At 64.2% G+C, this 25,381-nt stretch carries 20 protein-coding genes and 3 pseudogenes; 12 read left to right on the top strand and 11 right to left on the bottom strand.

From position 1 onward, the window contains the following. Positions 1 to 15 precede the first annotated feature (15 nt). Genes OD997_RS00830 through glf form a run of 3 tightly spaced genes read right to left on the bottom strand, consistent with a single transcriptional unit; the run spans position 16 to position 2,718 of the window. On the bottom strand, positions 16 to 753 hold the full coding sequence (locus tag OD997_RS00830; RefSeq protein ID WP_056308498.1) for an ABC transporter ATP-binding protein: 738 nt from the start codon (positions 751 to 753) through the stop codon (positions 16 to 18). Continuing rightward, on the bottom strand, positions 753 to 1,571 hold the full coding sequence (locus OD997_RS00825) for an ABC transporter permease (protein ID WP_056508973.1): 819 nt from the start codon (positions 1,569 to 1,571) through the stop codon (positions 753 to 755). Before OD997_RS00825 ends, OD997_RS00830 begins: the two co-directional genes overlap by 1 nt. A gap of 10 nt (positions 1,572 to 1,581) precedes the next feature. Further along, positions 1,582 to 2,718 carry a UDP-galactopyranose mutase gene (gene glf, locus OD997_RS00820; RefSeq protein ID WP_434329939.1) on the bottom strand — a complete coding sequence of 379 codons (1,137 nt, stop codon included), beginning with the start codon at positions 2,716 to 2,718 and terminating at the stop codon, positions 1,582 to 1,584. Here glf and OD997_RS00815 point away from each other — a divergent pair. Beyond that, on the top strand, positions 2,620 to 3,816 hold the full coding sequence (locus tag OD997_RS00815) for a glycosyltransferase family 2 protein (RefSeq protein ID WP_434332307.1): 1,197 nt from the start codon (positions 2,620 to 2,622) through the stop codon (positions 3,814 to 3,816). The genes glf and OD997_RS00815 overlap by 99 nt on opposite strands. A gap of 65 nt (positions 3,817 to 3,881) precedes the next feature. Here OD997_RS00815 and OD997_RS00810 read toward each other — a convergent pair whose 3' ends face one another. Continuing rightward, positions 3,882 to 5,078 (bottom strand): ABC transporter ATP-binding protein, encoded by a 1,197-nt coding sequence (locus tag OD997_RS00810; RefSeq protein WP_434329938.1) that lies wholly within the window; start codon positions 5,076 to 5,078, stop codon positions 3,882 to 3,884. Further along, a complete protein-coding gene (locus OD997_RS00805) occupies positions 5,078 to 6,013 on the bottom strand; it encodes an ABC transporter permease (protein ID WP_434329937.1) in 936 nt (311 codons plus the stop codon). Before OD997_RS00805 ends, OD997_RS00810 begins: the two co-directional genes overlap by 1 nt. 170 nt (positions 6,014 to 6,183) lie before the next feature. Between OD997_RS00805 and OD997_RS00800 the strand changes: the two genes are divergently transcribed. Beyond that, complete coding sequence (locus OD997_RS00800) at positions 6,184 to 7,269, top strand: NAD-dependent epimerase/dehydratase family protein (protein WP_434329936.1); 1,086 nt, start codon at positions 6,184 to 6,186, stop codon at positions 7,267 to 7,269. Further along, positions 7,266 to 8,117: an NAD-dependent epimerase/dehydratase family protein gene (locus tag OD997_RS00795; RefSeq protein ID WP_434329935.1), complete on the top strand. Its 852-nt coding sequence runs from the start codon at positions 7,266 to 7,268 to the stop codon at positions 8,115 to 8,117. The genes OD997_RS00800 and OD997_RS00795 overlap by 4 nt, the downstream gene beginning before the upstream one ends. A gap of 54 nt (positions 8,118 to 8,171) precedes the next feature. On the opposite strand, the gene OD997_RS00790 is transcribed toward OD997_RS00795, so the two are convergent. The 4 genes from OD997_RS00790 to rfbA all read right to left on the bottom strand — a co-directional run bounded on the left by OD997_RS00790 (position 8,172) and on the right by rfbA (position 13,486). Beyond that, positions 8,172 to 9,365 (bottom strand): alginate O-acetyltransferase AlgX-related protein, encoded by a 1,194-nt coding sequence (locus tag OD997_RS00790; protein ID WP_434329934.1) that lies wholly within the window; start codon positions 9,363 to 9,365, stop codon positions 8,172 to 8,174. Next, positions 9,362 to 10,576: an acyltransferase family protein gene (locus OD997_RS00785; protein WP_434329933.1), complete on the bottom strand. Its 1,215-nt coding sequence runs from the start codon at positions 10,574 to 10,576 to the stop codon at positions 9,362 to 9,364. Before OD997_RS00785 ends, OD997_RS00790 begins: the two co-directional genes overlap by 4 nt. Continuing rightward, on the bottom strand, positions 10,573 to 12,528 hold the full coding sequence (locus OD997_RS00780; protein ID WP_434329932.1) for a rhamnan synthesis F family protein: 1,956 nt from the start codon (positions 12,526 to 12,528) through the stop codon (positions 10,573 to 10,575). Before OD997_RS00780 ends, OD997_RS00785 begins: the two co-directional genes overlap by 4 nt. Positions 12,529 to 12,610: 82 nt before the next feature. After that, the gene (gene rfbA, locus OD997_RS00775) at positions 12,611 to 13,486 is read right to left on the bottom strand and encodes a glucose-1-phosphate thymidylyltransferase RfbA (RefSeq protein WP_434329931.1); all 876 of its coding nucleotides are present in this window, start codon (positions 13,484 to 13,486) and stop codon (positions 12,611 to 12,613) included. 148 nt (positions 13,487 to 13,634) lie between these two features. On the opposite strand from rfbA, the gene OD997_RS00770 reads away from it, so the two are divergent. The 7 genes and pseudogenes from OD997_RS00770 (at position 13,635) to OD997_RS00740 (ending at position 18,390) form a co-directional block, all read left to right on the top strand. Next, positions 13,635 to 14,750, top strand: coding sequence for a DegT/DnrJ/EryC1/StrS family aminotransferase (locus OD997_RS00770; protein ID WP_434329930.1), 1,116 nt, complete (start codon positions 13,635 to 13,637; stop codon positions 14,748 to 14,750). Then, complete coding sequence (locus OD997_RS00765) at positions 14,747 to 15,676, top strand: glycosyltransferase family 2 protein (protein WP_434329929.1); 930 nt, start codon at positions 14,747 to 14,749, stop codon at positions 15,674 to 15,676. The genes OD997_RS00770 and OD997_RS00765 overlap by 4 nt, the downstream gene beginning before the upstream one ends. Then, positions 15,670 to 16,083 (top strand): GtrA family protein, encoded by a 414-nt coding sequence (locus OD997_RS00760; RefSeq protein WP_434329928.1) that lies wholly within the window; start codon positions 15,670 to 15,672, stop codon positions 16,081 to 16,083. The genes OD997_RS00765 and OD997_RS00760 overlap by 7 nt, the downstream gene beginning before the upstream one ends. Continuing rightward, a pseudogene (locus OD997_RS00755) lies at positions 16,076 to 16,324 on the top strand (WxcM-like domain-containing protein); the annotation flags it as partial. The gene OD997_RS00760 and the pseudogene OD997_RS00755, both read left to right, overlap by 8 nt. Beyond that, positions 16,313 to 16,537: pseudogene (locus tag OD997_RS00750) on the top strand (acyltransferase); the annotation flags it as partial. The pseudogenes OD997_RS00755 and OD997_RS00750, both read left to right, overlap by 12 nt. After that, positions 16,514 to 16,987, top strand: a complete 474-nt coding sequence (locus OD997_RS00745) for a sugar 3,4-ketoisomerase (protein ID WP_434332306.1) — start codon at positions 16,514 to 16,516, stop codon at positions 16,985 to 16,987. The pseudogene OD997_RS00750 and the gene OD997_RS00745, both read left to right, overlap by 24 nt. After that, a complete protein-coding gene (locus OD997_RS00740) occupies positions 16,984 to 18,390 on the top strand; it encodes a hypothetical protein (RefSeq protein ID WP_434329927.1) in 1,407 nt (468 codons plus the stop codon). Before OD997_RS00745 ends, OD997_RS00740 begins: the two co-directional genes overlap by 4 nt. A gap of 257 nt (positions 18,391 to 18,647) precedes the next feature. On the opposite strand, the gene OD997_RS00735 is transcribed toward OD997_RS00740, so the two are convergent. Next, positions 18,648 to 20,108, bottom strand: coding sequence for a hypothetical protein (locus OD997_RS00735; protein WP_434329926.1), 1,461 nt, complete (start codon positions 20,106 to 20,108; stop codon positions 18,648 to 18,650). Between the two features lie 181 nt (positions 20,109 to 20,289). On the opposite strand from OD997_RS00735, the gene rfbB reads away from it, so the two are divergent. Then, positions 20,290 to 21,288: a dTDP-glucose 4,6-dehydratase gene (rfbB, locus tag OD997_RS00730; RefSeq protein WP_434329925.1), complete on the top strand. Its 999-nt coding sequence runs from the start codon at positions 20,290 to 20,292 to the stop codon at positions 21,286 to 21,288. 11 nt (positions 21,289 to 21,299) lie between these two features. Continuing rightward, positions 21,300 to 21,848 (top strand): annotated as a pseudogene (locus OD997_RS00725) (dTDP-4-dehydrorhamnose 3,5-epimerase family protein); the annotation flags it as partial. Between the two features lie 101 nt (positions 21,849 to 21,949). Here OD997_RS00725 and OD997_RS00720 read toward each other — a convergent pair. Continuing rightward, entirely contained in the window at positions 21,950 to 25,378 is a 3,429-nt protein-coding gene (locus OD997_RS00720; protein WP_434329924.1) for a hypothetical protein, read from the bottom strand. Positions 25,379 to 25,381 lie beyond the last annotated feature (3 nt).

Genomic DNA, 25,381 nt, shown 5'->3' with positions numbered 1-25,381 from the left:
CGCCGCTCGCTGGGCTCAGCCGGCGTTGTAGTCCTTGTTGTAGCGGTCGAGGACTTCGGCGATCGGCGCGTCCAGCACGAGGGCGCCCTTGTCGAGGTAGAGGCCTCGCGTGCAGAAACGGCGGAGATCGCGCTCGTTGTGGCTGACGAAGAACAGCGTGCGCCCCTCGGCCAGCAGCTCGTCGATGCGCTTGTAGCACTTCTCGCGGAAGGCCTTGTCTCCGACCGCGAGAACCTCGTCGACGAGCAGGATCGGCTCGTCGAGCTGTGAGACGACGGAGAACGCGAGCCGCACCTTCATGCCGTTCGAGAGGTGCTTGTAGGGCGTGTCCTCGAAACCGGCGAGCTCGGCGAACTCGATGATGTCGTCGTATCGGCGCGAGACCTCGTCGCGCGACATGCCGTGAAGACCGGCGGTCAGTCGCACGTTCTCGCGCACAGTCAGATCGCCGACGAAACCGCCGGTGATCTCGATCAGGGGTGCGACTCCCCCGTTCACCGTCACCGTTCCCTCGTCGGACAGCAGCACCTTCGCCACGAGACGCAGCAGCGTGGACTTGCCCTGACCGTTGCGACCGACGACGCCGATCGACTCCCCCTGCTGCACGGTGAACGAGACGTCGCGCAGCGCCCAGAACTCACCCGGGCGGGAGCGCCGCGAGGCTCCGGCGAACAGATCCTTGAAGCTGCGTCGCCCCCGGCGGTTGCGTCGGAAGTGGACCCCGAGCCCCTTCACCTCGATCGCGGTCGACATCACAGCTCCTTCAGCACAGGCCGCTCCAGCGAGCGGAACGTCCAGATCCCGAGGGCCAGGATCACGAGAGTCATGCCGACGCTGATCAGCAGGGTGAACAGGTTCCACTGATCGGGGAAGAAAGGCATGCGGTAGAGCATGAAGATCCCGGCGAGCGGGTTGAAGGCTCCGAGGGTCTGGAACATCCCGGGGAGATCCGTCACGTTGTAGATGATCGGAGTGGCGTAGAACATCGCGCGCAGGATCAGGGCGGTCGTCCGCTCCAGGTCGACGTAGAGGACGCACAGCGGCGCGACGAGCAGGCCGAGTCCCACGAGCAGGACCGTCTGGAGGATCATCGCGACCGGCATCCAGAGGATGCCCCACCCGACCTGGACGGTGTTCGCCGGGTTCTGCTCGACGAGCAGGTTGATGATGACGAATGCGGCCAGCACCGGCAGGGAGAACAGGTACTCCATGCCCTTGCTGAGAACGATGCGGTTCACCCAGATCGAACGAGGGATGGCCGTGGAGCGGACCAGCCGAGAGTCCTTCTTGAAGGCTCGAGTGAAGTCCGACACCGAGGAGTTGAACCACACCCACGGCAGGAGCGCACTGATGAGGAACACGATGTACGGCTCCTCGCCGACATCACGATGGAAGATCTGCGTGAAGACGAACCAGTAGATCGCGCTCATCACGAGCGGATCCAGCACCGACCACAGGTATCCGAGGAAGCTCGTCGAGTACCGCACCTTGAGGTCGCGGGCCGACAGCAGCCACAGGGAATGCAGATAGCGCCGGGGCGTCCCGGGCGCCCCGACAGCAGCGTGACTCATAGGGTCGAGTCTACGAGAGCGTGTTGTTCCACAGCGACAGCGCCGAGCCGATCGCCATGTGCATGTCGAGGTACTGATACGTGCCGAGGCGTCCGCCGAAATGCACGCCCTTCTCGCCCTTCGCGAGTTCGCGGTACGCCAGCAGCCCGTCACGGTCAGTCGGGGTGTTCACCGGGTAGTACGGCTCGTCGTCGCGGCCCGCGAACCGCGAGAACTCGCGCATGATGACGGTCTTGTCGGACTCGTAGACATCCTTGCGCTCCGGGTGGAAGTGCTTGAACTCGTGGATGCGCGTGTAGGGCACGTCCATGTCGGGGTAGTTCATCACGGGGGTGCCCTGGAAGTCCCCGATGTTCAGGACCTCCTGCTCGAAGTCGAGCGTCCGCCAGCTGAGCGCGCCCTCCGCGTAGTCGAAGTACCGGTCGACGGGGCCCGTGTAGACGACGGGCACCTGACCGACGGTCGCCTTCTTGTTGAGGGGCTGCGCGTCGTCGAAGTAGTCGACGTTCAGCTTCACCTCGATGTTGGGATGGTCCGCCATTCGCTCGAGCCACGCGGTGTAGCCGTCAGTCGGCAGGCCTTCCCAGGTGTCGTTGAAGTAGCGGTTGTCGTAGGTGTACCGCACGGGCAGGCGGCTGATGATGTCACCGGACAGCTTCTGCGGGTCGGTCTGCCACTGCTTGGCCGTGTAGTCGCGGAAGAAAGCCTCGAACAACGGGCGTCCGACGAGCGCGATGCCCTTCTCCTCGAAGTTCGCCGCCGTCTTCACGTCGAACTCCCCCGCCTGCTCGCGCACGAGGGCTCGCGCCTGATCGGGGGTGTATGCCGACTGAAAGAACTGATTGATGGTGCCGAGGTTGACCGGCATCGGGAACACGGTGCCCCTGTGCGTCGTGTAGACCCGGTGCACGTAGTTCGTGAACGAAGTGAAGCGGTTGACGTACTCCCACACCGTGGCGTTCGAGGTGTGGAACAGGTGTGCGCCGTAGCGGTGCACCTCGATGCCCGTCTCGGGCTCCGCCTCGCTGTAGGCGTTTCCGCCGATGTGATGACGACGGTCGATGACCGTCACCTTGCGGCCGGCGTTCGCGGCACGTTCTGCGATGGTCAGGCCGAAGAAGCCCGAACCCACGACGAGGAGATCCATGGTGCTGTTTCCTTCCACGCCCGGGCGCGACGACGAATCGACATCGGCGAGGCCACAGGCAGGCGACGGGTACTATCGATCGTGATGTCCACTGATCTACCCGCCTACGAGCGTACGGTATCCGTCATCGTCCCCGTCTACAACGCGGTCGCGCACCTCGGTCCATGCATCGCATCGATCCTGGCGCAGACGCATCGCGAGCTGGACGTGATCCTGGTCGACGATGGTTCGACAGACGGATCCGGCGCGCTGTGCGATGAGATCGCCGAGTCCGATCCACGGGTACGGGTGATCCACCAGAACAACGGCGGGATCGGATCGGCTCAGAACGCCGGCTTGGATGCTGCCGCTGGCGAGTTCATCACCTTCTGCGACAACGACGATCTGATGAGTCCGCATCTCGTGGAACGGCTGCTGACCATCCTGCTCGATGCGGATGCCGACATGAGCTGTTGCCGGTGGTGGAACGTCGGGGCCAGCGCGGCGACGGCCGCCCTCGAGCAGCATCGTGATGACCCACCCGGAACCGCCATCACTTTCGACGATCCCGGGCACAGCTACCAGAACGTGTTCAGCGTCGCACTGCGGCGTCTGACGAAGCAGGAGCTCCGCTACTTCAGCGAGGCGAACTGGGGCAAGCTTTACCGGGCCTCCCTGTTCGACGGAGTCCGGTTCCCGGCCGGGCGTTTCGCGCAAGACGTGGCGATCGCCATGGATCTGTATCTGCGCATGCGGAGAGTGGCCTCGTGCAGCGATCGACTGTACTTCTGGCTGCAGCGCGGCGACAGCGTCTCGCACTCGCTGCGTTCGGCGTCCTACTACCACGACATCGTGCAGGCCCATGCACGATCGTTCGAGACCGCGCTGGCGAAGGGCATTCTGCCCGCCAGGGCCTTCTACGGCCTCACAGCCCTGCAATTCGAGCATCGAGCAGTGCAGACTCCGGCGGACGCTGAGCGTTATCGTGCCGACCGCGCACTCGTCCAGTCACTCAAGTCGCGGCTCACGCTGATACAGAGGGCTGGCTGCATGGGGATGTTGCTTCTGCGGCGCGCAGAAGTCTTCGTCTACGACCGCACCATCCATCGGCGATCCTGACCGCGCAGACGACGAGGCCTCCAGAACGCACTGAACTACGCCGAGAGGCGTGAAGCCGTGAGCCGTTAGGACGCGGCTGTGATGCGCGCAGCGAGCGGGCCGAGATTCGTCGTGTCTTCGAGAACGCTGAACTTTGCGCCCTGCCACAGGATGTGAGAGTCGATGTCGATGATCTCGGAGACATTGGCATTGATGAAGTACTGCCCGGCGCCGAGGTTGACCTCGTCGATCCGGAACTCCATGTGCCCCTCTCCCGCATCGATCGCCGGGAGAGTGATCCCCAGACGCTCCGTATTCGCGGCCAGGAGCATCTGACCCAGAGGGGTGTCGATGCTGAATCCGGTCTCCCAGCGATCCATCGCCTCGCGAGCACGGACATGCAGCCGAATGATGAGGGGATCGCCGCTGCGCACGGACTCCACGTCACGCCCGTCCTCATCATGCAGCGAGATTCTCGTGACCTCGATCGGGCGATCTTCGTCGGGCTTCGGAAGTTCACCGACCCGACGTCCTTCGAGCACGTCGCGGAGCGCCGAAACGCCCTCGTTCACGTCACCGTCGAACACCAGCTCACCCTCGTTCAGCACGAGGGCCCTGTCGCACAACTCTTGCACCTGTGCCGCCGAGTGCGAAACGAGGATGATGGTGCAGCCGGCCGCACGGAACTGAGCGATCCGGTCCATGCACTTCCGCTGGAACGCTTCGTCACCGACCGCGAGAACCTCATCCACCAGAAGGATGTCGGGTTCGGTGTGGATTGCCACCGCGAACGCGAGACGCACGAACATCCCGGAGGAATAGAACTTCACCTGCGTGTCGATGAACTCGCCGATGCCGCTGAACTCGTGAATGGCGTCGAAACGGCTCGCCGTCTCTTCACGGGTCAAGCCCAGGATCGAGGCGTTCAGGTACACGTTCTCACGCCCGCTGAGGTCGGGGTGGAAGCCCGCACCGAGCTCCAGCAACGCCGCCATGCGTCCACGGGTGAGGATCTGCCCGGTCGAGGGGGCGATGATCCCGCCGATGATCTTCAGGAGGGTGCTCTTGCCCGAGCCGTTCGGCCCCAGAAGCCCCACCGTCGTCCCAGCCTGGATGGTCACATCGACATCATCCACGGCGGTGTAGTGGCTGCGGTGCTGGCGACCCAGCTTTCCCAGGTGGAAGAGACGGTCTTTGAGCGTGTTGTCCTTGCGGATCTGGAACGTCTTCGTGACGTTCTCGATACGGACGACGTCCGGTCCGGGCGTGGATGAGACGACCATCAGAGCTCCTGGGCGAAGTTGCCCTGCAGACGCGTGAAGACACGGTGTGCAAGGTATACGAGGACGGTGCCGATAAGACCGGCGATCAGCATACGCATCCCCAGGTCGGGCGGGTAGTCGGCATTCGTTCCGCCGCTCCAGAAGGCTCGGTGGAATCCGAGCACGCCCAAGGTGACGGGATTGTTGACGTAGATCTCGAAAAGCCACGTCGGCAGCTGCATGGTCTGGAACGCCGACGAGACCATCGTCCATGTGTAGACGATCGGTGACCCCCACATGGCGAGCATCATGAGCAGGTCCGTCAGGTACTGGACATCACGAAGGTAGACGTTCACGGCGGAGAGGAACAAGCCCGCTGCGAGGCCGTAGACGAGTATGAGGGCGACCGAGGGGAAGAACCAGAGCATCTCGACCGGCGCCGGGAGCGCCTTCATGATGATCGCGGCGACGAGCAGCACAAGGCACTGCACGAGGAACATGAATCCTGCGCCACCGATGCTCGCGAGGGGGAAAATCTCGCGCGGCAGGTAGATCTTCTTGACCAGCCCGGAGTTCGCGAGGATCGACCCTGTCGCCCCGACGACCATCTCGGCGAAGAGACCGAAAAGCGTGAGCCCGGAGAACAGGTAGATCGCGAAGTCGGGGACACCTTCCGCAGCACGCAGGAACTTCCCGAGAACTATGTAGTACATCAGGAAGACGATGATCGGGCGGATGATCGTCCAGAGGAATCCCAGAACGCTGTCGCGATAGCGCGACTGCAGGTCCCTGCGCACGAGGAGCCTGAGGAGCTCCCTGCGCTCGAAGATCTCTCGGATCTTTCCGCCGCGCGCGGCCACACGGAATCCTGCTGCGTCCGTGCGCATGAAAGATGCCGCCTCGAGACGGGTGTACCGGTCGTTCTTCTCCACCAACTCCACCATCGTCCGGGTCAACGTGAACACCTCATCTTACGCGACTCGGCTGCGACCGCCGTCTTGCCCACGCAGAGTGGGCCACATCCGCCCCAGCTCACTGCACACGCCACGCATGCTCAGGCTCATGAAGTCCGAATCCGCTAATCTCAGAACCATATGTCTCTACTAAACGTCAAGAGAGGGTCGTCATGAGTGAGGCCACACCTGGGGGTGTGCTGGTCACCGGCGGAGCAGGGTTCATCGGTTCTGCGCTGTCCCGTCTGTCAGTCAGCCCGAACGCCCGCTGGGTGGCGGTCGACACGCTGAATCCGAGGATCCACGAGAGCCAGGAGAGGCCCCCGGCGCTGCACCCCAGCGCGGAGCTCATCACCGGCGACATCGTCGACCCTGCGACCTGGGACCACGTTCTCGCTGATTGGTCCCCTGACGTCGTCGTCCATCTCGCGGCCGAGACCGACACGGGCCTGTCGCTCGACCACCCCGTCCGGTTCTCGACTGTCAACGTCGACGGCACCGCTCAGCTGATGCAGGCGCTTCGCCGCCACAACGTGACGCCCCGACGCATCGTCGTCGCGTCGTCACGCGCCGTCTACGGCGAGGGCGTGTGGCGAGATGCAGCGACAGGCGACGAGCGGACCCGCTCACAGCGGACTCATTCTGAGCTCCTCGCTGGCCAGTGGGACTTCCCGGGAGCGAGTCCGGTCGCTGCACGTGCTGGCCTCACCCCGACGAACACCAGCAACGTCTACGCGACGACGAAGCTCGCTCAGGAGGGGCTGCTATCCGCTTGGTGCTCCTCCCACGGTGTTGACCTCAGCATCCTCCGCCTGCAGAACGTCTATGGGCCCGGGCAGTCGCTCATCAATCCGTACACCGGCATCCTGGCGCTCTTCGTACGTCTCGCTGCAGAGGGCAAGGCGATCCCGGTCTACGAGGACGGGGCGATGCTGCGCGACTTCGTTCACATCGATGACGTCGCGCGGGCCTTCGCCACAGTCATCTCAGAGGACTACGCAGAGCACGGAACCACCATGTACGACATCGGTACCGGTGCCCCTGCCTCCGTGTTCGAGGTGGCTGAGGCGATCGCCTCGGAGCTCGGCGCCCCGACCCCAGTCGTGACCGGCAACTTCCGCGAAGGCGATGTCCGCCATGCCTGGTGCGAGGTGGCGGACGCCTTCAGTCGACTCGAGTGGTCTCCGCAGATCGACTGGCGCACCGGAATCTCGGCATACGTCAACTGGTACCTCGAGCGGAACGGCGCACAGCGATGAGCAATACATCAGACGGACGCGTGATCGTCACCGGCGCCGGCGGTTATCTCGGCCCACACGTGGTCACGGCGCTGGCCGATCTCGGCCACGACGTGGTCGCGGTAATGCGCCCTGGGTCGGCAGCACCCCTCGATGATCGAGCCACCGTCGAGGAATCCGACATCCTGAGTGCCGACTTCAGCCCCACGCATTGGGCCGACGCATCCGCCGTCGTGCACCTCGCGTGGAAGGACGGCTTTCAGCACAACTCCCCCGCCCACATGGAGCAGCTCTCGGCGCACTACCGACTTCTCACCGGCATCGCGGCCGCAGGCGTGCCGCGAATCGTCGCACTGGGAACCATGCATGAAGTCGGCTACTGGGAGGGTGCCATCACGGCAGCGACGCCGACGAACCCGCGCTCGCAGTACGGCATCGCGAAGGACGCGTTGCGACGAGCGCTTCCGTTCGCACTTCCGGAATCCACCAGCCTCGCCTGGGCTCGCGCGTACTACATCTACGGAGACGACAGGCGAAGCAATTCGATCTTCCGCAAGCTCCTGGAAGCGGCCGACGAGCGCCGCACCGAGTTCCCTTTCACGACAGGGAAGAATCTCTACGATTTCATCCGCGTCGAGGACCTCGGCCGACAGCTCGCTGCGCTCACCGACGCGATCGACATCGAGGGGACGGTGAACTGCTCGACCGGCGAACCGAAGTCGCTCGCGGCCCAGGTTGAGGACTTCATCGCGGAGCACGGCCTCGACATCACACTGGAGTACGGCGCGTTCCCGGATCGCCCGTATGACTCCCCCGGCGTGTGGGGCGATGCGGCCACCATTCACGAAGTCATGCAGCGTCACGGCTGAGCCAGGTATACGAAGAAGGCCCTCGGAGATCATCCCCGAGGGCCTTCTTCGTCTTCAGTATCCGCTCGTCCCGGGAGGGGCATTCACGAGGTGCCGCTCGGCGAGCTGGATGATGACGACATCCGGCTTGTACTGTGCCACGAGAGCAGCGTAGTTCGGCGGGTTCGACCAGTCGTCGTAACGGTGCTGCAGCTGCCACGTCTGCGCATACTGCTGGTTCCATAGCGAAGACAATGCGCCACCCATGGAGTCCCGGAGGATCAGGGCCGACTGAGGGCTTGCCGAGGCGTCATTGATCGTCGTTGCGGGAAGAGCGAGCAGGTCGACCGGCGTCGTACCGGAGGTGACCTTCGTCTCCTGCTTGTTGTCGATCACCGTGATCTCAGGCAGGACCTCCGCGTACTCCGGTGCGTTCCACGCCGGGCTCGTGTCCGGGACGCCGTACTGGGAGTATTCGTTGAAGGTGCCTGTGTCTTTCACGCCGACGACCGGCGGGACGACGATCTTCGGGTTGTCCGGGTAGAGCGAGTCGTGGCACTCCGCATAGGTCTGCCATCCGATGTATCCGCCCCAGTCCGTCCAGTGACTGTTGACCGGCGTGTAGACGGCGTTCTTCTCCGCCGCCTCCCTCAGATCGGCACGGAAGTCGACGATCGGGAGATCGGGCGCACCCAGGAGAAGCTGATCCAGGGGCGTCGGCCCCCGCAACTCCTGGGCCCAGTCCGGAAGCTGCTGCGGGTAGACGCTGGTCGCAGAGGGCGTGACCTGAATACTCAGCTCGATCCCCTCGGCTTCGAGAGCCTCATCGATGGAGCTGAAGTACTCTCGCCACTTCGTGATCTCGGAGACCGTGAGCAGTCGCCGCCCGATGGCCTGAGAGAAGTTCTGCTCGATCTGGTCGTTATAGAAGTACCAGCCGTCCTTCCCCTCGATGACAGGGCCTGCGAGCTCAGCGCTCCTCGCCGCCCAGGCCTCCTCCGACGCAGAACGGTCATCGGTCCACGTCGTCTGCGCAGGAAGGTCGACAGGCCGACGACAGACCGAGCCGCCGTCGGATCCCGCCGCGGCCTCAGGCACCGCCGCGGCGGCGTTGTTCGATCGGTCGAGCTGGTACTGCACAGTCCAGCCGACGATGGCCGCTACGAGGGACAGCACGGTCAGGATGGTCAGCGGGATGTTCCGGAAGCGGCGCCACCACACCGGCGACGGGATCTGAGCTCCGTGGACAGGGACTCCGGGGGCGGTCACGCGACGGCTCCTTCCACGCGGCGCGGCGCTCGTCGTGCGGCGACACGCGCGGGGTATCCCGGGTCTATCCGCCCGATCCACTTCATTCGGAAGTCATGAGTGCGGTCGAGCAACGCGGTCCCCCACCGAGGAGTCCAGTCCTTCAACTGCAGCGCTGGTCGCTCGATCAGATGCCAGCTCAGGTACGCATAAACGTGGCACGCGGCGACGATCACGAGGTGGTAGACAAGCCATCCGGCCTTCTCCAAGCCGAAGTACGCCGAGAACTGCATCAACGGCCACGCCACGATGTAGATGCCGTACGAGAAGTCGCCGTGCTTGTCCCAGTTGCGCAGGAACTGCACCTTGATGGCGAACCACATGATCACGTAGCAGAAGGCGTACTGGCCGAAGACCAGCCAGCCCCCCTTGCCGTAGGTCCAGACGGCGACGAACGCCAGGACGATCGCGAGGCGGTTGTCGATCACGATCTTGTCGTCCCACAGGGCGAACAGCATGCCAAATGCGAACGGAGCCATCAGCAGGAGGAAGCGGTAGTCGCTGAAGACGGGTGCGAGGTTTGTCAGCGCGCCGAAGCCGAACCACTGCATCATGGCGAGACCGATGATGCCGGTCGCGATGATCGTTCCGACGAGGCGATGCGAGAGCGCTCCGACCATGCCCAGGATCCCCACCAGGATGTACGCCGTGAACTCGAATGCCAGCGTCCAGGCGGACCCGTTCCACTCGTAGCCGCCGTGGATGGTGAAGAACGGGATGATCTTTCCCATGCCGGCGATGTTGTGCTGGATGAGCGGCAGCCACATGTTGTTCGAGAAGTACGTGAACGGCGAATCCTCGGTCGCGTTCCAGAAGCCGTCCAGCGTACCGTGCTCGTGGTTGTACGCGATGGGAGCGAGCACATACGCGGTGAGGAGCAAGACCATGAACCAGGCGGGGAAGATGCGCATGATGCGCCGCCAGAAGAAGCGGGCCGTCGACGAGCGCCCCATCCTGCTCTTGGTGATCAGATAACCCGAGAGGAAGAAGAAGCCGGCGACCGCGACGCCTCCCAGAGACTGCTCGGTGCTGAACTGCGTTCCCAGATCATGTCCACCGTAGAAGCCTGCGAGCGGCCCCGCGTGCGAGAAGATCACGACGAAGGCGAGCAACCACCTCAGGAATCCGATGCTGTTGCTTCGAGGATTGAACGCGTCTTTGAGCGAGGTCATACTTCTTCTTCCCCGCGGATCCGTCGATCACGGAGCCACTGACGCGGACGAAGTATAGGGCGAAGGCGCCCCATGACGATGCGAGCGGGCCGATCCAGAGGACGAAGGAACTCAGCCACTCTCGGGTAGTGCAGCTTGAGGTACACCCTGGTGAGAGCGCCGATGCCTCCGTGTCCGAGCCATCCCGCACGGTGCAGGAACTGGATCTGGTCGATGGAATAGCCCGGCATCGTGGCGCTCACCTGGTCGAGCTTGTAATCCAACGCCGTGTGGCTGATGGAGGCGTGCTCGAGACTCAGCGCCGTGCGGACGTGATACCCGCGCTCAGCAGCCGCATATGCGACGAGACGCTCCTGGACATGGGCGAGGCTGCCGTCGCGGTGCTCGTCGGGCGCGGCGTAGTCCTCGTACTCCCACTCGTGCTGCGTGAGGATCGACAGCGCCTCAGGGCGGGCTACCCACATGCAGCCGTAGGGCGCCAGCGGCGAGACGTCATCGAAAGGCACACGGATGCCGAGTTCCTTCGCGAGCTTCTCCGCGGGCTTGCGGTTGTCGTACCACCCACGTCCCATGGTCGGATAGCCGATGTGGATCATCGGGGGGAAAACGATCCCCAGGCCCGGCTCCTTCTGGAAAAGAGCGAGGACGTTCGCTGCGAATCCGGGAGAGTGCAGAACGTTGTCCAGCTGCTGAGCCTTGAAGTATCGGCCTGCATTGAAGGAGTCCTGGGCGGTCTTCTTGGAGTGGATCTTGACGACCAGGTCGTACTTCCCCGGTTCGAGCACGTCCTTGCAGGCGATTAGGAAGGCGCTGACGTCACGGCCGCGGTTGGAAGGCAAGACCCGGATGTCGACGTTCGCCACTTTGTCGTCCGCGCGGCGCTCCAGCACGCTACGGATCGCTTCGGCCTTCGCGTCGCTCGTCGTGGTCACGACAAGGTCGAAGGCGACTGGCAGCATGACCAGACGGTCGAGGAGTTCGTCGGTCATGTCTTCGTAGAAGATGTGGACCGTAGCGACGACCTTCGGGGGGCGTTCGGGATCGAATGACACATCGACGTCAGGAAGAACTTCGAGCATGGATGCGTCGGCATGCAGGTCTCGCGGCTTCGAGTGACGCACCAGGTTCTGGAAGACATGCTCCACCGGATACCCGTAATCCGCTGCCTTTTCGAGGGTCCACCGGCCGATCACGGCATGCTGGTCGAGGTACGGCGGGTAATGGAAGAACGCTCGCCGCTTCAGCACGGGACATCCGTCGTCCATGAGGAGATCCGCGTTGAACAGTGCTGGGTGCGTGGAGGGGTAGTTCTTGCGGGCGAATGCCACGGCACTTCGGTAGCCGAGCTTTTCGAAGTGGTGTGTGAAACGCGATTCGTGGCCGAGGATGGAGTCGACGTAGGACGTCACCGGCGGCATCGTGTCCCAGTACTCGTTCCACTCGTCGCTGAGGAACATCTCCTTGCGCACGGTGATCCAGTGCGACTGGAGATGGCGGTGCAGGACACCCTTGTTGGTGTAGGGGTTCGGCGTGAACTTCGGGTAATCTGTCATGCCCCAGAAATGAGCAGGTTCCTGATCCATGCGCTCGAAGAGCGCATCGAACGGGCGCACCGGTCCGAACCAGGTGTAGTTCATCAGGATCAGCTCGTCGTACTCCGCCAGACGCTCGCGTCCGAACTGCTCCATCGCGGTCTTGTAACCCCAGACGTCGAAGCCCACGTTCTCGCGCTCCCAGACGGTGTCGGCGATGCCGTCGAGCTTTGCCTTCTCCTCGGGCTTGAGATGACCGTTGGAGACCACGAAGAGATGATCCGCGAACGGCTTGAGACGTTCCAGCTTGTAGGGGACGTAGTTGTCGACCTCGCCCCGCTCGTCGTACAACAGGTAGAAGATGACCCGTTTGCCGCCTTCAGGGAACGGCTTCGCCTGCGGAACGTCCTGACGCTTCACTATCTGCACTCTCAATCGTTGTTCCGGCGCACATGAAAATCCGAGGGGCGTCACGTGGCTCGCCCCTCGGATTCTAGTAGACCTATCTGATGAGGCCTCGCTCGACGATGTCGAGCAGATAGCGCCCGTAACCGCTCTTCACCAGCGGCTCAGCGCGCGTGCGAAGCTCGTCATCGGTGAGGAACCCCATCCGCCATGCGACCTCTTCAGGAGCACCGATCGACAGTCCTTGGCGCTTCTGCACCGTGCGGACGAACTCGGTCGCCTCGCTCAGTGAGTCGAACGTCCCGGTATCGAGCCAAGCGGTCCCACGCGGAAGAATGTCGACCCGCAGGTCTCCTCGTTCCAGATAGACACGGTTCAGATCGGTTATCTCGAGCTCACCTCGCGCAGAGGGTTTCAGATCCTTCGCGATTTCGACCACATCGTTGTCGTAGAAATACAGGCCAGGAATCGCGTAGTTGCTCTTCGGCGCAGCCGGCTTCTCCTCGATGGAGAGCACCCGTCCGGCGTCGTCGAACTCCACGACGCCGTAGGCAGTCGGGTCAGCGACCCAGTATCCGAAGACCGCTGCTCCCCGGATGTCCGCGAACTGGCGAAGTCGGCTTCCCATACCGGGGCCGTAGAAGATGTTGTCGCCGAGCACGAGCGCTGCCGTATCGCCGCCGATGTGATCGGCGCCGAGCGTGAAGGCCTGGGCGAGGCCGTCGGGTGACGTCTGCTGAACGTAGGAGATCGAGACTCCGAACTGGGAGCCGTCTCCCAGCAGACGCTCGAACGCTTCCGCGTCGTGTGGCGTGGTGATGACGAGAATGTCTTGGATCCCGGCGAGCATCAGCGTGGTCAACGGGTAGTAGATCATCGGCTTGTCGTACACAGGTACCAGCTGCTTGGATGTGCCGAGTGTGATCGGATGAAGTCGAGAGCCGGTCCCGCCGGCCAGAATGATGCCACGCATGCGTCATAGTCTTACCTATCGAGTGAGGCCGGGCAAACCTTGCCCCGGAGGAATAGGACTCGTGTGCCCAGGCGCGCACCTTCGCGAGTGGTCGATTCTCCCGACACCGTGACAATAGACTTTCCTAGATCGACGGACAGGATTCCAATTGACTGACACACCTGGTGTTCCCTTCAACGACCTCCTCCGAGGTATGACACGAGACCGCACGGCAGCTCTCGAAGCGACCGCCGCCGTGATCGACTCCGGCTACGCCGTCCTCGGCTCGCAGCACGCGGCCTTTGAGAAGGAACTCGCTACGTACCTCGGTGCGGCGGACGCCGTCGGCGTCGCCTCGGGAACGGACGCTCTCGAGCTGGCGATCAAGGCGGTCATGCCCGAAGGCAAGGCGGTCGTACTCACGGCGGCGAATGCGGGTGCCTACACCTCGACCGCGACGACTCGCGCCGGATTCACGCCTCGCTATGCCGACGTCGACCCGCGCTCGCTCTGCCTGACGGCGGAGACCATCCGTGCGGCGCTCACTGACGACATCGGCGTCGTGGTCGTCACTCATCTCTACGGTTTCCTGGGCGAGCTCGCAGAGATCCGCGCACTTTGCGACGAACGCGGGATCGCGCTCGTCGAAGACTGCGCCCAAGCGATCGGCGCATCCCGCCCCGAGGGATTCGCGTCGACTTTCGGTCACGCGGGCACCTTCAGCTTCTACCCGACGAAGAATCTCGGCGCGATCGGCGACGGCGGTGCTGTTGTGCCCGGGTCCCCCGAGATCGCCGAGCGCCTGCGTCAGCTCCGCCAGTACGGCTGGCAGGGCAAGTACAACGCCGCGCTCGTGGGCGGCACCAACTCTCGCCTCGACGAGCTTCAAGCCGCCTTCCTCCGGATCCGTCTCCCCATGGTCGATGGATTCAACCAGCGTCGCCGTGACATCATCGCGCGCTACAGCGAGGCCGCCGCAGACCTCGATCCGACTCTGCTCGCAGTGCTTCCCGCAGACGGCTCATCCCACGCGGCGCATCTGGCGATCGCGCGGAGCACGCGGCGTGACGATGTACGCGCCCAGCTCGCTGCCGCAGGCGTGTCCACGGACGTCCACTTCCCCATTCCCGACTACGCGCAGCCCGCGTTCGCACGCTTCGCTCCTGACGAGGTCCTGCCGGATACGACCGAAGCATGTGCGCAGATTCTGAGCCTGCCGCTGTTCCCGGAGCTCCGTGACGACGAGGTGGACAGGGTGGTCGAGGCGATCCGGGGTCTCCGGTGACCGATTTCTCCATCGTCATCCCGGTATACGGCAACGAGGAGAACATCCCCTTCCTCATCGCCCGCCTGACGGAGCTGATGACGGAGCTGCCCCGCGAGACCGAGGTCGTCTTCGTCGTGGACGGCTCGCCCGACGGTTCGTATGACGCCCTCGCTGCGGCTCTGCCCGATGCTGCCTTCCGCTCGCAGCTCCTGCGTCATTCGCGCAACTTCGGTTCGTTCGCAGCGATCCGCACCGGCCTCGCGGCGGCGAAGGGCGACTCCATCGGCGTCATGGCCGCCGACCTGCAGGAGCCGGCGGAGCTCATGGTCGAGTTCCAGCGCGTCCTTGCGTCAGGAAGTGTGGACGTCGCGGTCGGACGCCGCGTGGCCCGCAACGACCCCGCTCTCAGCAGTCTGGGATCGCGGACGTTCTGGGGCTTGTACCGCCGCACGATCTCCCGGGACATGCCGCCGGGTGGCGTCGACGTGTTCGGATGCACCAAAGCAGTCGCTCGAGAGCTCGTCGACATGAACGAAGCGAACTCCAGCCTCGTCGCACAGCTCTACTGGGTCGGTTTCCGTCGGGCGGAGATCCCCTATGGTCGTCAGGTGCGCGAGCACGGCAAGAGCACGTGGACGCTGCGGAAGCGCGTCAAATACCTGCTCGACAGTGTGTTCTCCTTCACGAACCTCCCGCTGGACCTGCTGCTAATCACGGGGCTGTTCGGATCCCTCGTGGTCCTCGTGGTCGCCGCGGTCGTCCTCGGGTTCTACCTGTCGGGCGGAATCGCCGAACCCGGTTATGCGCCGCTGATGCTGACCATCCTGTTCTCGACCTTCCTTACGATCACCTCCATCGGAATCGTGGGGGCATATGTATGGCGGATCTTCGACAACACCAAGCAGCGTCCGACATCGATCGTGATGAGCCGCGAGGAATGGTGAGCGATGCCGGGGACCAGCCCCGGTCGGCGCGATCGGCGGCCTGGCGGTTCCTGATCGTCGGAGGAATCAACACCCTCGTCACGACGGCTCTCCTGGTGGCGTTGAGCTACGTGCTCGAAGGGTGGCTCGCGTACACGCTGGTCTTCCTCGCCGGAGTGGTGATCTCGACCGTCTTCGCGGCCCGCTGGGTCTTCACGAGCAACGGATCGCGACGTGCCGCCCTGGTCTACGCGCTCAGCTATCTCGCCATCTATTTCGTGGGACTGCTGGCCATCGCGGGCATCAAGGCCCTAGACGGACCCGAGTATCTCAACGGTTTGAGCGTGCTCGTCACGGCGCCACTGGGTTTCCTCGCCGGCCGGATAGTATTTCGAGAGCGCCAACGTGAGGAGTCTTCCGATGACTGAAACTGCCGAGTTCTTCGTGCACCCCGAGGGGATCTGCGAGAGCCAGAACGTCGGGGCTCGTACTCGCGTGTGGGCCTTCTCGCACGTGCTCCCGGGGGCGGTGATCGGGGAGGACGTCAACATCAACGACCACGTCTTCGTCGAGAACGACGTCGTGATCGGCGACCGCGTGACACTGAAGTCGGGAGTCCAGATCTGGGACGGCATCCGCCTGGGCGATGACGTCTTCATAGGGCCGAACGCGACGTTCACGAACGACCCCTTCCCGCGTAGCAAGCAGTATCCCGAAGCCTTCGCGCAGACCGTCATCGAAGACGGCGCATCAGTCGGCGGTGGCGCGGTCATCCTCCCCGGCATCCGCGTCGGTCGTCGCGCCATGATCGGCGCCGGCGCCGTTGTGACGAAGGATGTGCCGCCGTACGCGATCGTCGTGGGTAATCCCGCCAGAATCGTCGGGTATGCGGAGACGGAAACCCCCACGTCTCACAACACGGCTGCGGCGTTGACACCCGAAGGGATCACACCGCTTCGCACTGTGAGCGACATCCGTGGTGACCTGCTGCCGATCGACCTTCCCGGTGATCTGCCGTTCACGCCTCAGCGCGTCTTCTTCGTGCACGGTGTCCCGTCGAAGGAGGTGCGGGGGGAGCATGCGCACCGGCAGTGCGAGCAGTTCCTGGTCTGCATCAGCGGAAGCGTCTCCTGCATCGTCGACGACGGCAGCACCCGCCACGAGTACGTACTGAACGACCCCTCGATGGGCTTGCACATGCCCCCGATGACGTGGGGCACGCAGTACGACTACAGCGCTGATGCGGTGCTGGTCGTCTTCGCCTCCCGCCCGTACGAGGACGCCGACTACATTCGCGACTACGAGGAATTCCGCACCCTCGCACACGCGTGAGCATGGCAGCCCGGCCCTCCGCACCGACGTCGGCGTGGAGTCGTCTTCGCGAATCGGGCTTCCCCCACGCTCCTCTCGCGGCCATCGTCGTCATCGCCCTCCAATGCGTCCACGGCCTCGCTGACGAGTTCGTCTACGACGCCGCGCAGTATTGGGCCGGCTCGGTGGCTCTCGTCAGCGGCGGAGATGCCGCCGTCGCGGGAGTTCTGCAGATGCGCGGAGCTCTCACTTCTGTGATCTACGTACCACCGGCTCTGCTCTCGGCCCTTTTCGGCCCGGCGTCGGCGTCATGGACGGTGCTTGCCTGGAATTCGCTTCTCGCGGTGTTTCTCTGCGTCTTCCTGCTTCCGCGAATCGCCGCGATCATCGCGCGTGGTCCGTCGTCCCCCCTCCGCGTGTGGGTCTCTGCGCTCGCCGGCGGTGTGATCGTCTCCGGCTTCAGCCGATTCCCGCTTCTGGATGTGTGGGCCGTCGCTCTCGCGCTCCTGGGCCTCTACGGTCTCGCGACGGGGACGCGCTGGTGGATCGCCGGGCTTTCGGGCTTCGCGCTGATGTTCGCAGCCAACGTGCGCCCGGCGTACCTAGCCCCCGTCCTCATCGCGGCGGCCGTACTGATATTCGTCCGCCCGAAGGTCGTTCCGTGGGCCATACCCGGGGCCGCGCTCGGTCTCATCCCTCAACTGCTACTCAACGTCACAGTCATGGGTGCGTGGAGTGTCGTCCCCATCGGAACCTCCGCATTGATGAACGTCCAGGCGACATACGCCACGTTCGCGACTCGATACGACACGGTTCTCACTCCCGGACATTTTCCGGGCCAGTTCTACTGCGACCCGGGGTACGCGGCCCTGCAGCTCGGCGATGAGAAGCCGACGAGCGCTCCCGGTGTGCTCCTGTCAGCGGTCCGGAACCTGCCGGATTCGCTCTCATTCTTCAGCGGGAAGGCCGCAGCAAGCCTGCACTGGTCGTTTGCAACGCCGTACGAGCACCCGCCGGGCCCCGGAACCAGCCTGATGGCGTTTCTCGTCATCGGTATCGCTGCTTCCGGTCTTGTGGCCCTCTTCTGGCTCACGACGAGGTCTTGGCGCGAACGCACGCCGCGCCTCGTCTCACTGTCGCTCGTCGGATTCTGGGCCGGTGCGGTCGGCACACTTGTGTTGTCGACCCCCGAGACGCGATTCGCTATTCCCGTCGTACTGATCGGCCTGATCGGTGTGATCGCTGCCATCCCCTCGCCGCTTCGGTTCACCCGACCGCGGCCGGGAACGGTGATCGCGATCGCCATAGCTCTGGTGCTTGCGGTCGCTCTCTTCGCGCTCGGTAAATCGGTGGTCGGGTACCCGATGCCCCCCGGCAACATGATCATCACCTCTTTGGAGACCTGCGCGGCGATGCTCCGCTGACTCTCCGAGGATCAAGGTTCATCTCCCAGCAGGGTGGCTGACGCGACGTGCGGACGCGTCTTCCTGGCGCGGCTTCCTGGCGCGGCCGGTCGCCAGCCGGTGGATGAACGTCCAGAGGTCAGGATGCTCGACATCTCGTGAGATGTCCGAGAAGGCAAGTCAGGGCATCCTCCGGACAGGAACGGTGGGTCCGGTGCGTCGCCGCACCAGACCCACCGTTCGAGATTCCGCCCGTCAGTCGGGTGCCGGCGAGAAACTCACTGGTTCTCGGCCGGCACGCCGACGTAGATGTCGACCGTCCCGCTCGGGAGATCGAACGAATTGACGTGCCGCATATCGTCGCCGATCTGCTCGTCGTCGCACACCTGCGCTCCCGCGAGGGGCGGATCCTCTTCCAGGTAGCAGAGCCAGACCACGGTGGGGTCGTTATTCATCACCTGCGAGCCGGCGCTCAAGTACGGCTGGGGAAGCGTGTACTCGGATCCGTAGACACCGGAGTGGTCGATGACGAGGACGACTTCATCGCCCTCCGCCTCGTGCACGGCAGGAGCCAGCTCAGCGAAGATCTGGTGCTGGAGGGCGATGTACGGCTGCCACCGGTTGATGCCGCGCGCAGCGCCGAGAAGGCTCACAAGCACGAGCCCTACAGCGATGACGACCTCAAGTCTGACACGCTTCCCGGTCCGCGCCATCGCCCAGACGAATAGCGCCGCTGCGAGCCCGAGGGAGGTGGCGTACGCGACCCGCTCGATGTCTTGAAGCCAACCCGCGTTCGCGTAGAACACGAGCGCACAGAGAGGGCTCACGAGGGCTGAACCCGAGATGAGCCACCCCGCCCAGTGCGGCACGGCACCGCTCAGCGCGAGGATGGCACCGAGCAGGACGATCGCGAATATCCCGGCGAGCACGAACAGGCCACGGTCGAGCAGAACGGACCCCACGGTGGTGAGGAACTCTCGCGGCCCTCCGACCGTCGCCGGAGAGAAGTTGCTCGCCTCGTAGCTCGCGCCGCTCGGCACGAAGAGCTTGGCGATGACGAGCGAGTACAGGATCACAAGCCCCGAGGCGATCGTGATGCCCACGACGGTGATGACACGTCGGCGCCATGAGGCCCTCAGCGTCACAGCGATGACGAGCGCCATCATCGGAGCCGCGACGGCGATGCCGGGATACACGCAGAGACCGATGACGACGGACGCTCCGGCCCAGATGATCCACCGGATGCGTCCTTGCATCACGTATCGGATCACAAGCCCCGCGGCGACGAAGAGTGCGAGCGCGGCGGTCTGTGCGGGGAGGAATCTCTGCAGGAACCCGCCGGGCCAGAGGGGATGCAGGGCGATGAACAAGGCGATCGCTCCATTGATCCAGGACGAACGGCTCACCGGACGCAGCGCCCACATTACGACGAGGAACTGTCCTGCGGCGACAGCGCCCAGCACGATCCAGATGCCGAGGGGCGCTCCGCCGGTCAGGGCGAGGCCGAGCGCAGTCGGCACCAAGTGCAGAGGGCGACTGATCGACCATTCGAAGAAGTTGGCCGCAAACGCGAACCCGCCCTGGTCCATCCAAAGGTCGGCGAGCGGCCATTCTTCGAGGAATGCCACCTCCCAGGGACGGAAGTGCGCCGCGAAGACGATCAGCGCTCCCACGATGAGAATTGCGGGGTGGACCCATCTGCGGGCAGTAGGGGCCTCGTCCAGAGACAAAGTGGTCACGCGGATCTCCTGTCGGGGCGCAGCATGCGACCTCCGGATTCTGAGCAAAGACATTCCATCCTGCCAGAAGCGGCTGAGCGGGCAAAACGTCGAGGCATCGCCCCCTATTGAACGTCACGCCGTCCCGCGCCGGGCCCTGCCCTGTCGGGAACCCTTCGATCTCCTCCGGTATCATTGCCGGATGCGCAGACTCTTGGTCACCGGAGGCGCCGGCTTCATCGGCTCCAACTTCGTTCACTACGTACTCGAGAACACCGACGACACCGTCACGGTGCTCGACAAGATGACTTATGCAGGTAATCGTGCTTCTCTGGACGGCCTTCCGGCGGATCGGTTCCGCTTCGTCGAGGGAGACATCTGCGATGCCGAGCTCGTGGGTCGGCTCTTCTCCGAGCACGACGCGGTCGTGCACTACGCCGCTGAATCCCACAACGACAATTCCCTGACGGGTCCGGCTCCGTTCGTCGAGACGAACATCATCGGCACGTTCACGCTGCTCGAAGCCGCCCGCAAGTCGGGCATCCGCTACCACCACGTCTCGACGGACGAGGTATACGGCGATCTCGAGCTCGACGATCCCGCACGGTTCACCGAGAACACTCCGTACAACCCGTCCAGCCCTTACTCCTCCACCAAAGCTGGCTCCGACCTTCTCGTGCGCGCATGGGTGCGATCGTTCGGCGTTCAGGCCACGATCAGTAACTGCTCGAACAACTACGGTCCTCGTCAGCATGTCGAGAAGTTCATCCCGCGCCAGATCACGAACCTCATCGACGGTATCCATCCGCGACTCTATGGCGACGGACTCAACGTTCGAGACTGGATCCATGCCGACGATCACTCCTCCGCTGTACTTCGCATCCTGGATGCGGGCCGGATCGGTGAGACCTATCTCATCGGCGCCGATGGAGAGAAGACGAACCGCGACGTCATCGAGCTGATTCTCGAGGCGATGGGTGAGAGCCCGGACGCATACGACCTCGTCAACGACCGCCCCGGCCACGATCGTCGGTACGCGATCGACTGGTCGAAGCTGCGCGACGAGCTGGGCTGGTCCCCGCGTTACTCCGACTTCTCCACGGGAATCGTCGATACGGTGCGCTGGTACCGGGAGAACGAGGAGTGGTGGCGCCCCCAGAAGGCGGCCACGGAGAAGAAGTACGCAGAGACCGGCCAGTGAGCACCGACGCGCTGAGCTTCGAGCTTCCGCTCGCGCTCCACTCCACGAGCATTGAGGGTCTCCTGCGTATCGACATCCCGGTGCACGGGGACAACCGCGGCTGGTTCAAGGAGAACTGGCAGCGCGAGAAGATGGTAGCCGCAGGGCTGCCCGATCTCGGGCCGGTTCAGAACAACATCTCCTTCAACAAAAGCCGTGGCACGACTCGCGGGATTCACGCAGAGCCGTGGGACAAGTTCATCTCGGTGGCGACAGGCAGTGTGTTCGGAGCCTGGGTCGACCTCCGCGAAGGCGCCGCATTCGGAACCGTCTACACGACCGTCATCACGCCATCGGTCGCCGTCTACGTGCCCCGAGGCGTTGGGAACGCGTTCCAGACGCTTGAGGACTCGACGGCCTACACCTACCTGGTGAACGAGCACTGGTCGCCCGAGGCCCAGTACACGTTCCTCAATCTGGCCGACGAGACGGTTAACATCTCCTGGCCCGTCCCGCTGTCTGAAGCCGAGCTGTCCGCCAAAGACACCGAGCACCCGCGCCTCGCCGATGTCGTGCCGATCCGAGCCTCCTGAGACTCATCGGCCTCCCTTTTGGGAGACAGCGAAAGGCCCTCTCCTCCCGGAGAGGGCCTTTCGCTGTCTGCGCCTGAGGGCTCCGTGGCTCAGCGCAGCGAACCGTTTGCCACGACGATGACCGCTGCGGGGACGCCATAGAGTTGCGTGATGGCGGCCTGCTGCTCGGCATTGACGGGCGTCAGCCCGCCCGAGGCGAGGTAGACCTGGGCACCCGACATTTCGCGGACGAACCGAGGTCCTATCGCCGTCTCCCCCGCCGGGATGGCCGCGATCACCTCCGCAGCCACGGTCGGGAAAGCGAGCGATCCGTAGTTGGCCGGGTCAACTCGCAGCCACCCCTGGGAGGACAGCACGTAGTGGGCACCCGACGCTTCGGCACGCACCGAGAGGGTCCCCGTGCCCGGGATCTGTGCGAAGGACGCGTCGGTCAACCGCTTCGCCTGCGCAACGAGGACGTCCGTTCGCGCCGCCACCGGGACGTCCAGGACCTTTCCGCTGGCGAGAACCAGTCGGATGGCGCCGGCGCCGTCGCGATACGGCCCTGCGGCCACGACGGGCGTGCCCACCTTCACGCCGGTGATCAGCGCGCTCGAAACAGGGGTCGAGGTCGCGGGGATCCCGTAGGCGGCGAGCACTGCGGGATCGGGGACCTCGCGCCTCATCCCCTGCTGGAGGAGCCACAGGACGCCGTCCGGCGACCGCAGGATCCGAGCAAGCGTACCCGCTGATGTCATCCCGAGCTGCGCCGTCGACACAGTCGGAATGTCGGCGCAGGTGGCACCGAAGGCCACCACGGCATCACAGCTCGTGAACTGGAAGAAGCTGCCTCCGTCTGAGAGCAGCACACGGGTGTCCGCATCGCGGAAGATCGTTCCCACGGGGAGAGCCATGCCCTTCAACGCTCCGTCCGCGAGGACCCACACGGTGGCTGGCACCCCGAACTGCGCCACGATCCATGCCTTCGACGCATCGTCCTTGATCGGCTGGATCGCCCCGCCCGAGACGAGGAACTGCTGGTTCGTCGATCGTTCCCTCACGAAATGCGGACGACCTTCGAACGGGATCAGCGGAACCCCACCCCAGGCCGCCGAACCGACCTGCGCGAAGAGCGTCGTTCCTCCGTAGTGGGCGGGATCGACCTGCAGCCAGCCACGCTCCGTGAGCACGAGCGCGCGACCGTCGCTGAGCATGCGCGACGGTAGTGCGGCCTGCGGCACCATCAGCGCGAAGCTCGCCGCTGACAGCTTCCGCGCCGCTCCGGTCACCGCGGGGACGCGGTTCTCCGCCGCGACGGTGAATGTGCCGGCCGTGTTCACGATGATCATCCCCGATGCACCGTCTGAGTAAACCCCGGAGCCGAGCACCGGGGCCGCGAGCGGCAGAGTGTCGAGAATCGAGTTCGTCAGCGTCGTCGTAGAGGAGCCGATCCCGTAGGGCGCGAGCAGAGAGGGATCGAGCACCTCTCGCCGAGCGCCGGATTGGATCAGCCAGATGGTGCCGTCCGAGCGCCGGATCAGGTGATCGAGCCAGCCGCGATCGGTGGCCTGCGACAGCTGCGATCCGGTCACGGTCGTAAGCTGCGCGCAGTCCGCGCCCCAGTTGGCCACCTGCGAACAGTCCCTCAGACGATAGCGATTCGCGCCGTCGATGAGATACGCAGCGCCGTCGGCGCTCTTCACAAGGCCTTTTGACGGGAGCGGGTTAGCGGGTGTGGAGCTTTGGCCGAGAGCCCCGTCGGCGACGATGCGCACGGTAGAGGGAACCCCGTAGGCCGCGGCGATCCAGCGCTGCTCTTCGGGGCTGACCGTCCGCAGTCCTCCTGAAACGAAGTAGATCTGGAGGCTCGAGCGTTCTCGGACGAAGTGCGGCCCCCTCGACGCGGCCGCGATCGGCATGGCATTGATCGACGTGGACGGGAGAGGGACGAAGTTGACCGCGCTTCCGTATGAATCGACCGCGATCCACCCGTCGTTACCCAGGATGAAGTTGCTGCCGTCGACGTACGTCGCCAGCGGAAGGTCTCCGGTGGGCTTGAGCTTCGCGAAGGTCTCAGGCGTGAGCTTGCGAGTCCAGGCGATCATCATGTCGGTCCGAGCAGCTGCAGGAACGTTATAGACCGCGCCCGTCGGGAGGATCGTCGTTGCCTTGTCGCCGCCGTCGCTGTAGAGCGCGGGTCCGAGCACGGGCTCACCCGTCCAATAGTCGCTCGCGACCGCATCGGCGACGAGGCTCACTGCAGGTGAGATACCATACTGGAGCAGCAGTGAGGTGTCCACGATCTCGCGTCGATACCCGCCCTGCATGAACCACGTCGTCCCCGCGGAATAGATCGACGGGGCAAGGAAGCCCTCATCGGGGTAGTTGTTGACCTGCGCCTGCGAGACCACCGGAAGCGTCGCGCAGTTCCACGCGAAGTTGAGTGCCTGCGCGCATGACGGAACCTGGTATCGCCTGCCGCTGTTCAGCAGATAGATCCGGCCGGTGTCGGTCTGGACTGCACGCGGCGCCCATCCGCCGTCGACGAAAGCGCCGAGCTGCGCGGTGGTCACGTCCTGCACGGTGGAGATCCAGCTGAACTGCACCGCGCGCTCTGCGGTCGGGAAGGGGTACTTCATGGATCCGCTCACCAAGTACGTCACTCCGGTGGAGACATCGCGAAGAAGTCGCGCACCCGACGACTTCGTCGATCCGAACCAATCCGTGAAGTAGTTGTAGAAGTTGCGGTTGCCGTAGGCCGAGCACCCGTCCCCCTCGCCGTACCCGGCACGCAATGCCGCAGGGTTCGGCTGGTAGGGCGTGTAGTAGTAGAGCGCCGAGGTCGCCATGTTCGACACGTACACGGGCGCGCTACCGCAGTTGCGGTTCGGGTTGTAGAGGATGTTCCACGTCTTGCCGGGCGCGTAATAGGTGAAGTAACGGCCCTCCATGTAGATCTGCATCTGACGAGCAGCGCCGTAGATCTGGTGGAAGAAGCCGACGTAGTTCGGGTCGCAGGCCACGCCTCCGTCCGGGCATCCCTGTCCGAGCGCGGCGTTGTAGCGGTTCATGCTCGGCCAGGTGTGAGTGACGAGGCCCTGCTCCTTCTGGAGCATCACGATCAGCACCTGAGGATTGATACCGCACGACTGAGCCACGCGGTAGATGATGCGTGCCGCCGACTCGTTGGGCGCACCCGAGTACCCCTGGCAGTACCTGTCTGCCGGCCGATTCACCGAGGTGATCGTGAAGTCCTTGAGACAAATGATCGGGCCGTACTTGTCCGATCCGCCCTGGCATCGGGCGACCTTGCTGTTGAAGAACGCCTGAATCTGCGCTTCCGTCATGGTTCCGCGGTCGGTGAAGACCGCGTCGCTGATGATGTTGCCCGGATCGAATCCGTCCAGCGACATCTTGATGTCCCTGCCCTGGGCCGCACCGATGGTTGCAGAAGGCGCAGCCGAGACCGAGGCGACAGGGACAAATACACCGACCACGAGCGCAATGACTGCGACGAACGTGGCGAGGACCCGGGGCATCCT

The sequence above is a fragment of the Microbacterium sp. CGR1 genome, assembly GCF_051062835.1.
Lineage (GTDB): Bacteria > Actinomycetota > Actinomycetes > Actinomycetales > Microbacteriaceae > Microbacterium.
Note: the sequence above shows the minus strand (reverse complement) of the source record. Positions and strands in the feature narration are given on the sequence as shown.

Coding starts and splice junctions, on each gene's coding strand:
- OD997_RS00830 (WP_056308498.1), bottom strand. CDS start 753: ATGTCGACCGCGATCGAGGTGAAGGGGCTCGGGGTCCACTTCCGACGC.
- OD997_RS00825 (WP_056508973.1), bottom strand. CDS start 1,571: ATGAGTCACGCTGCTGTCGGGGCGCCCGGGACGCCCCGGCGCTATCTG.
- OD997_RS00815 (WP_434332307.1), top strand. CDS start 2,620: ATGACGACGGTCGATGACCGTCACCTTGCGGCCGGCGTTCGCGGCACG.
- glf (WP_434329939.1), bottom strand. CDS start 2,718: ATGGATCTCCTCGTCGTGGGTTCGGGCTTCTTCGGCCTGACCATCGCA.
- OD997_RS00810 (WP_434329938.1), bottom strand. CDS start 5,078: ATGGTCGTCTCATCCACGCCCGGACCGGACGTCGTCCGTATCGAGAAC.
- OD997_RS00800 (WP_434329936.1), top strand. CDS start 6,184: ATGAGTGAGGCCACACCTGGGGGTGTGCTGGTCACCGGCGGAGCAGGG.
- OD997_RS00795 (WP_434329935.1), top strand. CDS start 7,266: ATGAGCAATACATCAGACGGACGCGTGATCGTCACCGGCGCCGGCGGT.
- OD997_RS00785 (WP_434329933.1), bottom strand. CDS start 10,576: ATGACCTCGCTCAAAGACGCGTTCAATCCTCGAAGCAACAGCATCGGA.
- rfbA (WP_434329931.1), bottom strand. CDS start 13,486: ATGCGTGGCATCATTCTGGCCGGCGGGACCGGCTCTCGACTTCATCCG.
- OD997_RS00760 (WP_434329928.1), top strand. CDS start 15,670: ATGGTGAGCGATGCCGGGGACCAGCCCCGGTCGGCGCGATCGGCGGCC.
- rfbB (WP_434329925.1), top strand. CDS start 20,290: ATGCGCAGACTCTTGGTCACCGGAGGCGCCGGCTTCATCGGCTCCAAC.
- OD997_RS00720 (WP_434329924.1), bottom strand. CDS start 25,378: ATGCCCCGGGTCCTCGCCACGTTCGTCGCAGTCATTGCGCTCGTGGTC.